The organism is Lacticaseibacillus manihotivorans DSM 13343 = JCM 12514 (assembly GCF_001435035.1).
Lineage (GTDB): Bacteria > Bacillota > Bacilli > Lactobacillales > Lactobacillaceae > Lacticaseibacillus > Lacticaseibacillus manihotivorans.
Window position 1 is genome coordinate 1 of sequence record NZ_AZEU01000039.1, and the last position, 10,679, is coordinate 10,679.

Genomic DNA, 10,679 nt, shown 5'->3' on the forward strand with positions numbered 1-10,679 from the left:
GTGTTTTTTATTGTTCGGAAATTATGAATTTAAACGAGGTACGTTTGACAGTACCAAGATTTACAAGGAGGAACATTTATGGCATTAGCAACCACCAGTGCACCACTTGGCAGTCCCAAGACTTACGCTGTGGATCCAGCAGTGAAGCGTTACACGTTAATGGACTTGGGCTTTACCAAAACCAAAAACGGCAACTTCCAATTGGAACGCTCGCTTGACCCCAACTCCCCATTTACCGCGGCTAATAAATTACGCATCACGTTTAAAGCTGATCTCTCCGCTTTTCAAATGGGTGTGACTACCGGTAATGGCTTAAAAGCCGTCAACATTTTCAAAACAGACAAAACCGCAGAAAATGTTGAACAGTTCAATTACATCATTGCCGAATTGATCGAGCGTCAAGTGATCAAACTCGCCTAAACGCGAACAAAGACGCCTTGGATTTCAAAAAATCCAAGGCGTCTTTGTTTAGTTGGCCAGCCAGTCGTCACGCATTAAATCATATGCCAGTAAATCGATGAACTGACCATTGCGGAAGTATTCGTCTTTAAAGCGTCCTCCGCATTTAAAACCGAGCTTTTCGTAACAGTGGATCGCCGGTTGGTTGTCGGCAAATACCGTGAGTTTGATTTTGTGCAGCGGCATTTGGGCAAAGCAGAAGTTCAACAATACAGTCAAGGCATCTTGGCCTAAACCTTGATGTTGAAACTCAGGGCTGATTGCGATGCCGACTTTAGCATGTTGGTGCAAGAAATCGACGCCAAACACTGCGACACTGCCGGCTAATTTATGGCCGACATAAATGCCGAAACAGTGATCTGGGGCTTTCATCGTCACCATTTTCTTGATGGCATCAAGGGTTTGCGGGTAAGGGAGCTCATCATCTGCTTCTAAACCCACAGCGTTTTCGATCGCGCGCAGTTCCGGATAATCGGATTCCGGAATATCGCGTAAGACACAATGCGTGCCAGTTAAGTATGCTGGATCCATTCAAACCCTGCTCAATTAAAATGCGAAGCGTAACAACAATAAGCCAAAGACGAGCAGAGGTAAGCCCACTGCGATACCAGTTTGCTTGGAGGCGTCAGCTTTTAACATCGACAGCCAGCGACCGGACATAAACTGTGCGCCTAACACCAGTAAGCATAAGCCCATCAAGGCTAAGAAAATTTGCAAGAGAATCACCTCAGGCTTTCAGTATACGCCAAAAAACGCGAGGTAATTAGCTTACTTTTGGCAAGCAATTATGGTATACTGAGCGTTACTGGAATCTTGACCTTCAAATCAATGCTTTCAGCAATTTAATGAAATGATGGTGAATCATATGGACAACAGCAATACCCGCGTTGTCGTCGGGATGTCAGGCGGTGTGGACTCCAGCGTGACCGCCTTGCTCCTGAAGCAACAAGGCTATGACGTGGTGGGCGTTTTCATGAAAAACTGGGACGACACCGACGAATATGGCGTCTGTACCGCCACTGAAGACTACGAAGACGTGGCCAAGGTGGCTGCAGAAATCGGCATCCCTTATTACTCGATCAACTTCGAAAAAGAATATTGGGATCGCGTGTTCCAATATTTCTTAACGGAGTACAAAGCCGGCCGCACGCCAAACCCTGATGTGATGTGCAACAAGGAAGTGAAGTTCGCAGCATTCTTAGATTACGCTGAAGAGCTTGATGCGGATTACATCGCCATGGGCCATTATGCGCAAACGACCACTGATGAGAATGGCATCGTGCACATGTTGCGCGGCGCAGATGGCAACAAGGATCAGACTTACTTCTTGAGCCAGCTTTCCCAAGCTCAACTCAAAAAGGCGATGTTCCCGATCGGCCATTTGCAAAAGCCAGAAGTACGTGCCATTGCCGCCGAGTACGGTTTGGCCACTGCCGCAAAGAAAGATTCCACTGGGATCTGCTTTATCGGCGAGCGTAACTTCAAGCAATTCTTATCCACTTACTTACCAGCTCAACCTGGCAAGATGATGACTTACGATGGCGAAGTTAAAGGCCAACACGATGGTTTGATGTATTACACCATTGGCCAACGCGGCGGCCTTGGCATCGGTGGGAACTCTGAGAACTCCGAGCCTTGGTTTGTCGTCGGCAAAGACTTGTCGAAGAACATCTTGTATGTGGGCCAAGGCTTCAACAACCCACATTTGATGGCGACTAGCCTTGATGCTTCTGGCATGAGCTTCTTTACCGGCTCAGCACCAGCGCAAGACTTCCATTGCACCGCCAAGTTCCGTTATCGCCAAGCTGATGTTGGCGTGACGGTGCACTTAGACGGCGACAATGCGCATATCGTCTTTGACGAGCCAGTGCGTGCGATCACCCCAGGCCAAGCGGTTGTGTTATACAACGGTGAGGAGTGCTACGGTGGTGGGACCATCGACGTGGCCTACGCTGACGAGAAAGTTTTACAATACGTTTAATCATGAGACAATCGGGTCGTTGGATCCGGTTGTTTTTTTATTGAAGTGAAATTTGGTATAATCGGCGCATGACGTGATAGGAGGACTCTATGGAAAAGTTATCATGGTACTGGCGCTTGACGCTATTTTTCATTTTGGAATTACTGCTTGGGGAAGTGGTGATCGGCTACAGCACCCGGTTGTTGCATTTTGCTTATGTGCCGCATTTGCTGGTGTATAAAGGCCTGGAATTTGGCGTGATCTTGTTGCTGAACTGGTGGCTGATCCATCAAAAACTTCATTTCCTCAATTTAAAATGGTGGACTTGGACTTGGTTGATCTTGTTGTGGCTGATAGTTGGTGTGATTACTTACAAGTTAGGGCATACTAGTCGGATCCCTGCTGGTATCGTGACGGGCATTGTGGCCGCAGCGACCGAAGAATGCATGTTCCGTGGCGTGATCTTCAGTCAATTGCTGAAACACTGGCGCAATGCTTGGGCGGCAATGTTGACGTCTGGGTTGTTGTTCGGCGCCTTGCATTTGATCAATTTGACTCATCAAAGTGCCGGCATCACACTGATTCAAATTCTGCAAGCAGCTGGCATGGGGGTGATGCTGGCGGCAATGTATTTGCGTAGTGGCAGTTTGCTAGTGCCGATGGCGTTTCATTTCAGTTTGGATTATATTGCGGTGGCGATTCACGGCTTGTCTGGAACGCCAACTGGGAATTTCCAAATTTTATTATTTGGATCTCTGTTTTGGGTGATGATCTACCTTGCTATCGCGGTGATCATTGTGCATGGCAGTCGTAAACCATTGAAATTATTGAACTTGGAAACGAGTCGCTGAGTGATCGGCGGCTTTTTCGTCCCAGCAACGTAATGATTACCGTAATGACGCCAAAAAGCCTTCGCCGATGTTTTTCAGCGAAGGCTTTTGCGTATGGTTAGTGGATACCAGGCGTAATGCTGGCGCGATAAATATCTTCGACCGCTTGTGCATCCAGTGGCAAGTAGGCGTGATCTAAGCCCCCAGCAGCGGCAGTTTTCGCCATTTCAGCAAAGTGTGCTTCATCTTTGATCCCAATTTCTGGCAAGGTCATGCCAAAGCCTAAGCCAAAGATCCAACTCCAAGTGGCATCGATGGCTTCTTGCGCGCGGTTGTGCACATTGCCTAACACTGGCAAGTCCCAGACACGATGGCCGAAGCGGGCGAATAACTTTGCTGTTGATTCATCGTGATCTAAGACATATTGCATCCAGCGCGGCGTCAAGATCCCTAAACCCACGCCATGGGTCACATCATAAACGGCAGACAGTTGATGTTCCATTGCATGGCAAGACCAACGACTTTCAGTGCCAGCACCGACTAATCCAGAACAAGCATTGGTGGCCGCCCACATTAAGTTTGCGCGCGCATCCAATGAATCAGGTTTGTTGATTGCCACTGGGGCCCAGCGGGTGACGGTTTGCATCAAGCCTTCGATCATGCCTTTAGACACATCGTTGGAATCTGAGCGATCAAAATATTGTTCACACAAATGGGAGAAAATATCCATCGAACCTGCAGCGGTTTGGCTGGCAGGCACGGTGAAGGTCAAGCGCGGATCCAAGAAGGAAACCGCAGGAGGATTTGGACAGCGAGCGCCGACTTTAGCATTTTGACTCGGGTCAGAAATCACGGCATTGACATTCATTTCACTGCCAGTGGCTGCAAGCGTGACGATATCCACGAGCGGCAACATGGTTTGTTTTTGTGCCAGGTCGCGATCGACCACTAAGTCCCAAGCGTCGCCATCGTAATGTGCGGCAGTGGCGATCACTTTGGCAGCGTCGATCACAGAACCGCCACCAACAGCTAACACCACGTCGCGATCTTGGGCCAGCTTCACCCCAGCGCGAACGGAATCGATTTTCGGATTAGGTTCAATGCCTGCAAGTTCCACAATATCAAAGCCTTTTAACAAATCGATCACGCGCTGGTACAAACCGTTTTTTTTGATCGAATGGCCACCGTACACCAATAACACTTTTTGCCCAAAGTGTGCCACGACTTTGGCAAGTTGTGCGTCGATATAGTCCCCAAAGCGAATGTCGGTGGGATTGTAATAAGTAAAATCTTTCACTGAAAAGGCCTCCAAATCTCTGATTACCCCAATTATACCGCCGGCTGGTTGAAAAGGCGCGTAAAAATCGCGATAATAGAAGCAACAACAAGGAGGGTGCGCAGTTGACACGATTATTTTTTGTGCGGCACGGCAAGACGCAATGGAATTTGGAAGGGCGCTATCAAGGGGCCAATGGGGATTCGCCACTGCTTCCAGAAAGCTATGAACAGATCCACCAGCTGGCGGGTTATTTGAAAGGCACGCATTTTGCCCATTGCTACATCAGTCCCTTGCCACGTGCTCAAGCGACGGCCAACACCTTGTTACAAGATCTCAATGAAAATATTCCCACTACGACTACAGTAGGGATGCGGGAATTCAACTTGGGCAAAATGGAAGGCATGAAGTTCACTGATGTCGCCAAGAAGTATCCCAAAGAGTTACACGCCTTTCGCGCCGCGCCTGATGACTATGATCCTACAGCCATCGAAGGCGAAACCTTCCCAGATTTGATCAAGCGGATGCAACCAGTGGTGTTAGATGCAGTGGCAAAAGATGTCACTGGCGAGGAGAACCTTTTGTTCGTCAGCCATGGGGCGGCTTTGGTGGCTTTAATTCAAAGTCTCCTCGGCACGCCGATCGCTGACATGCGCAAAATGGGCGGTTTGACCAACTCTTCGGTGACCATTCTTGAAGCCTATGGTCCCAACCTGCCATTCAAGTTGATCAAGTGGAATGATACCGAATACTTGACCAAGAAACTCGATCCCACTGACACGATTTAACCGGAGGCGTCACGATGTTAAAAGATAATAAACACAGCAACACATCAAAAAAATCTCAAGCGCCCAAGAAATCCAAGCAAAATATGATCGCCCAATTCAATCATGGTGATCACGATGGGGCGATTCATGCTGCCATTGCCGCCATCGATGACAATCCCAAAGATCCAAAGCGTTATGCGACGCTGGCAACGATGCTCATCGCCATCAATGCGTATGATGAAGCGACGCAATTATTGATGCAAGCAATCGGCTTATTTCCAGAAGATGGCGAGTTGGTGTATAACTTTGGCTTATTGCAATTCCGCCAAGAAAATTGGCAATTGGCCATTCAATATTTCCAACAACTGACGAAAAATCAAGACAACTTAGGCCAAGATGCCACATACATGGTGGCTTTGTCCTATCAACACTTGGAACAACCGCAAAAAGCTTTAGCCTTTGCGCTGACCGCCCATGAAGCCGCGCCACATCGATTGGATGCTGCGTTATTGACGGCTGAGCTGTTACTCGGCATGGGGGCGTTCCAACAAGCCGCAGATATGTTGGAACCCCAACTGCGCACTAAAAACGCCCAAGCCTTTTTCACTTATGGCATGGCCTTGACTGGTGCAGGCCAAGATGGATCGAAGTATTTGGATGATGCCAAGCGCTTGGATCCTGACAGCTACGATCAAAAGGCCAACCAAGTGCGCGATATCGCCGGCTACTTATTGCACAAGGAGTCATCGGATGACTGACGAGCCACAAAGCGTCACCGGCCGGGTCAAAAGCATTTTTTTCCAAAGTCCGACCAGCTTTTTTAAGATCTTATTGATCACCATCACCAAAACCAATCTCACTTGGTTGGAGCCAGAAATTGTGGTGACCGGCTCTTTTGGGGATGTCAAAGAAGATGAAACGTACCACTTTGTCGGGAAACTGGTCACCCATCCCAAATACGGCCAACAATTTGCCGCAGACAACTATCAAGTCGAAAAGCCTTCAGGTAAAGCTGGGCTGATCGGCTATTTGAGTTCGGAGAAATTTCCGGGCATCGGCAAGAAAACGGCCGAGCGCATTGTCGATGAGCTTGGCGTCAATGCCATCGACAAGATCTTGAAAGATCCAAGCGTGCTGACGCCGTTGAAGCTCAAACCTGACCGCCAAAAAACGTTAGTCGATAATCTCAAAGCCAATCTCGGCATGGAACAAGTGATCATCGGCTTAAATGATTTTGGCTTCACCGCCAACATGGCCGCTAAGATTTATGCCTTGTATGACACTGACGCCTTAGATGTGATCCAAGAAAATCCTTATCGCTTGATCGCTGACGTGGACGGCATCGGCTTTAAGCGCGCTGATGCGATCGCGGCGCACATGAATATCGCCCCAGATGCCCCGATTCGCATTCAAGGGGCGGTGATGGAAACCTTGACCAATCAAACTGAAGGCGAAGGCGACACTTACGTTGAACTACCAGAGCTGTTAGACGCGACCATCGGCATGCTTGAAGGGGCGCGCAATGTCGAAATCACACCAGATGATGTCGCTGACGCCGTGGTGGCTTTGCGCAAAAGCAATAAAATTATGTCAGAAGACAAACGCATTTACCCCAAGCGCTTGTATGATGCCGAATTTGAAATCGCCAATCGCCTGAAGCAACTCGACCAAGATGTTGAAAAACCTAGCGACAAGGCGATTCAAAAAGCCTTGAAAGATGTTCAAAAAGCCGCCGACATCACCTATGATGACACCCAGCGTCATGCCATCGTCACCGCGATGCAATCAGGCATTTTTGCGTTGACTGGGGGACCTGGGACGGGGAAAACTACGGTGGTCAATGGGATCGTGCGGACATATGCGGAAATCAACGCCTTATCGCTTGATATCAATACCTATAAAGACGAACCCTTTCCGATCATGTTAGCCGCGCCGACTGGTCGCGCCGCCAAGCGCATGACGGAAACCACTGGCTTGCCTGCTAGCACGATTCACCGGTTGCTCGGCTTGACCATCGACTCTGATGAATATGAGCCCAAAGAATTACCTGATGGGTTATTGATCGTCGATGAAATGTCGATGGTGGATACTTATTTGTTCCGCACTTTGTTGATGTCGCTACATCCTGGGATTCGCTTGATTTTAGTTGGCGATAAAGATCAATTACCCAGTGTCGGCCCTGGCCAAGTATTCGCTGATCTATTGCGGGCTCGCTGCTTGCCAGCCCAAGAGCTGACGCATATTCACCGTCAAGATTCGCAGTCGTCGATCATCGACTTGGCCCATGCCATCAATATGGGGCAATTGCCGGCGGATTGGCAACAACAAAAAGCTGACCGCAGTTTTATTTTGTGCCCACCTAACCAACTGGCGGCAGTGGTCGGCCAAGTCGTGGCCAAAGCTGCGCAAAAATTTGATCTCAATGATATGCAGGTTTTAGCCCCAATGTACCGCGGCGCTGGCGGCATCGATCAGCTCAACGCCTTATTGCAAAACATCGTCAATCCCAAAAAGTCTGACCGTTCTAAAGAAGTGTCCTTTGGCGAGCGGACGTATCGCATCGGCGACAAGATTTTGCAGCTGGTGAATAACCCGGAACAACAAGTCTTCAACGGCGAAATCGGGCGCGTGATCGGGATCACCCCAGCAAAAGAAGCCGAATCCAAAACCGATGAGTTGATCATCGACTTTGATTCAACGGAGATCACTTATACGCGCAGTGATTTTGCCAAGTTTACCTTAGCTTATGCCACGTCGATTCATAAAGCCCAAGGCAGCGAATTTGATTTGGTGATTTTGCCGCTGACCTTGGCGTCTAAGCGCATGCTCCGGCGAAACTTGTTGTATACGGCAGTCACGCGGGCGAGTCAGTCTTTGGTGTTGATGGGTGACCCCCGCGCGTTTGAACTTGCAGTCCAAGCAGTGGCTGATAACCGTAAAACCAGTTTAGTGGCGCGCTTGCAAGCCGTCATGACACCGATTGACACAAACGATTCGCTATCGGACAATGAAGACAGTGATAACGAACCAAAAGTATTTGTATTGACTGAAGCGCTCATCCAAAGCCAAACCATCGATCCAATGATCGGCATGGCGAATGTAAAGCCAATGGATTTTGCCACAGTTGACCCCGTAATACCCCATAAGGAGTAAAATTTTCGAGATGGACGACAATAATATACGCAAAGAGCTCACCATTAAACCGGTGACGTTAGAGTATTTGGAACAATTTAACGACTTGTTGGCATATGTTTTTCAAGTGACCGCCAAAGAAGTCGAAGAATCAGGTTATGAAGAAGGCGAGCTGGAACGCGCCAAGCGCCCAGTGCTGGAAAAATCTGATGTGATCGGCTGGTTTCATGATGACCAATTGATTTCACAGTTGGCCATTTACCCTTGTACCGTGAACCTCCATGGCAAACAAGTCAAAATGGGCGGCTTAACTGGGGTGGGAACTTACCCTGAATACGCCGGGCATGGTTTGATGCATGACTTGATCCGCATAGCCTTACAACACATGCGCGCGCATAAACAGTGGATCTCTTATCTTTATCCTTATTCGATCCCGTTTTACCGCAAAAAAGGTTGGGAGATCATGTCGGATCATTTGACTTTTGACGTCAAAGATACGCAACTGCCGAAACCACAACCCACACCAGGCCATGTGGAACGACTGGAAATCGATGACCCGGATGTGATCTCCACGTATCAAACGTATGCCTTGCACAATCACGGCGCGATGATCCGCAATCAGCTGAACTGGGATGAATACTGGCGCTGGGAAAATGAAGAAGAGCGCATCGCCGGCGTTTATTATGATGCCCAAGACCAACCGCAAGGCTATGTGCTGTATTGGATCGCCAATGAAGTTTTCCATATTAAAGAAATGGTGTACAACACGCAAGAAGCCCGCGTCGGCTTGTGGAATTTCGTGTCAGCGCATTTTTCCATGGTGGAACATGTCCGTGGCAATATTTACAAAAATGAACCCCTGCACTTTCTGTTGTCTGATGGTGACATCAAACAAACCATCCACCCTTACTTCATGGCGCGGATCGTGGATGTGGCCGAATTCTTGAAAGAATATCCATTCACGGAACCTGGCAAGCCGGTGCATTTCAACGTCACGGATCCCTTAGCCGAGTGGAACAATAAGACGTTTGGCTTATGGTGGAATGAAAAAGGGGAAGTCGAAGTCACCAATCGCCCAGTTGGCGAGGCTGTGGATGTCGACATCCAAACTTTGACGACGATGCTAATGAGTTACCGCCGACCGTCATACTTGGCACGCATTGAACGCTTGCATGCCTCAAAAGCCGCGTTAAAGAATTTGGAAAGCATCATTCCTATGGAAGAGCCATACTTCTCCGATTATTTCTGATCACATTGACGCCGTTGCGTGAGTGTGGTTTAATGAGATTATTCTAATGAGCGAGGAACTTCAAATGTTAATCAACCACTTTCAATTTAATTTTTTCTTTTTCAGATAGCGTCCATGTCTGAGAAAGATTTTCCTCAGAGGTGGTTGATCTGAGGAGAAGAAATTCCACTTTTCCGCACGATTTTGCAAGCTGCAAGGTCGTGTTTTTATTTGTCCAAATGACTGTTGCTGTCCGGCATCGTCAGTGTGGTTTTCATCTTCTAGTTAGTTATACCAATTGCCTAGCGGCCCGAAAATATGTGAGCGAAAGCGTTTGGCGCCACTGCGGAAAATTGGACAAGTTTCCGGTGCGGCCGGCGCCAGCTTTCAAACAAAGACCGTTTGAGGAGCTTTTGCCTAGAATTTGAACCGAAGAAAACCACTTCGGTTCAAATTCTGCCGGTGAAATCTGCACGAACCGCCACAAACCGGCGTTTCACTTGATTTCACTCCCACAGGCAATTGTCCAATTTTCCGCCGTTCTGCCAAGCCGCTTCCGCTCGCATATTTTTTAAGTTGGTATGACTAACTTACAGATTGAAATGTCTCACCACCGCGCGGTCAGCTCGTGTAATCGCAGATGCATGTTGGCATCACACGTTTCGTAGCCATCTGGCGTCAGTGGTCTAACGTAGTGGAAGTGATTTGAAATTGGGACGGAAGCTGGTCACCGGTACGTGGTGAGAGTGATGTTGGTGGTTTACCACCTACATCACTCCGCAGTCGGAGATCCGGCGAGTGGGGAGCGTAGCGACACATCTCGGCTAGCTCCGGCGAGGACCCTCTCCACGTACCGGTGACCAGCTGGAGTCCCAATTTCAAATCACTGTAACGGGAGATAGACCACTGGCGCCTGATGGTGGGCAAGAAACACTTACGATGCCGGACATCATTGATCACTAAAGTTTGACTTGGAGGAAGTTTGAAAAATACTAGAGATAGAGATACCTAACCATAGGCGCACTCA

The 10,679-nt window shown here is 48.6% G+C and carries 10 protein-coding genes; 7 read left to right on the top strand and 3 right to left on the bottom strand.

The features are described 5' to 3' along the window. Window positions 1-78: 78 nt before the first annotated feature. Entirely contained in the window at window positions 79-420 is a 342-nt protein-coding gene (locus FD01_RS02565) for a DUF1831 domain-containing protein (protein WP_056962488.1), read from the top strand. Between the two features lie 48 nt (window positions 421-468). Here FD01_RS02565 and FD01_RS02570 read toward each other — a convergent pair whose 3' ends face one another. Both FD01_RS02570 and FD01_RS15960 read right to left on the bottom strand, forming a co-directional pair. Next, window positions 469-990: a GNAT family N-acetyltransferase gene (locus FD01_RS02570; protein WP_056962489.1), complete on the bottom strand. Its 522-nt coding sequence runs from the start codon at window positions 988-990 to the stop codon at window positions 469-471. A gap of 15 nt (window positions 991-1,005) precedes the next feature. Further along, the gene (locus FD01_RS15960; protein ID WP_156647257.1) at window positions 1,006-1,176 is read right to left on the bottom strand and encodes a hypothetical protein; all 171 of its coding nucleotides are present in this window, start codon (window positions 1,174-1,176) and stop codon (window positions 1,006-1,008) included. Between the two features lie 133 nt (window positions 1,177-1,309). On the opposite strand from FD01_RS15960, the gene mnmA reads away from it, so the two are divergent. Both mnmA and FD01_RS02580 read left to right on the top strand, forming a co-directional pair. Continuing rightward, complete coding sequence (gene mnmA, locus FD01_RS02575) at window positions 1,310-2,440, top strand: tRNA 2-thiouridine(34) synthase MnmA (RefSeq protein ID WP_056962490.1); 1,131 nt, start codon at window positions 1,310-1,312, stop codon at window positions 2,438-2,440. A gap of 89 nt (window positions 2,441-2,529) precedes the next feature. Continuing rightward, window positions 2,530-3,270 (top strand): CPBP family intramembrane glutamic endopeptidase, encoded by a 741-nt coding sequence (locus tag FD01_RS02580; RefSeq protein ID WP_054718613.1) that lies wholly within the window; start codon window positions 2,530-2,532, stop codon window positions 3,268-3,270. 97 nt (window positions 3,271-3,367) lie between these two features. On the opposite strand, the gene FD01_RS02585 is transcribed toward FD01_RS02580, so the two are convergent. Further along, window positions 3,368-4,546, bottom strand: a complete 1,179-nt coding sequence (locus tag FD01_RS02585; protein ID WP_054718610.1) for an iron-containing alcohol dehydrogenase — start codon at window positions 4,544-4,546, stop codon at window positions 3,368-3,370. A gap of 104 nt (window positions 4,547-4,650) precedes the next feature. On the opposite strand from FD01_RS02585, the gene FD01_RS02590 reads away from it, so the two are divergent. The 4 genes from FD01_RS02590 (at window position 4,651) to FD01_RS02605 (ending at window position 9,673) form a co-directional block, all read left to right on the top strand. Beyond that, window positions 4,651-5,313 carry a histidine phosphatase family protein gene (locus FD01_RS02590; protein WP_056962491.1) on the top strand — a complete coding sequence of 221 codons (663 nt, stop codon included), beginning with the start codon at window positions 4,651-4,653 and terminating at the stop codon, window positions 5,311-5,313. A gap of 83 nt (window positions 5,314-5,396) precedes the next feature. Then, on the top strand, window positions 5,397-6,050 hold the full coding sequence (locus FD01_RS02595; protein ID WP_054718621.1) for a tetratricopeptide repeat protein: 654 nt from the start codon (window positions 5,397-5,399) through the stop codon (window positions 6,048-6,050). Continuing rightward, a complete protein-coding gene (gene recD2 / locus FD01_RS02600) occupies window positions 6,043-8,445 on the top strand; it encodes an SF1B family DNA helicase RecD2 (protein ID WP_056962492.1) in 2,403 nt (800 codons plus the stop codon). Before FD01_RS02595 ends, recD2 begins: the two co-directional genes overlap by 8 nt. Before the next feature lie 10 nt (window positions 8,446-8,455). Further along, window positions 8,456-9,673 carry a GNAT family N-acetyltransferase gene (locus tag FD01_RS02605; protein WP_056962493.1) on the top strand — a complete coding sequence of 406 codons (1,218 nt, stop codon included), beginning with the start codon at window positions 8,456-8,458 and terminating at the stop codon, window positions 9,671-9,673. The last annotated feature ends 1,006 nt before the right edge of the window (window positions 9,674-10,679 follow it).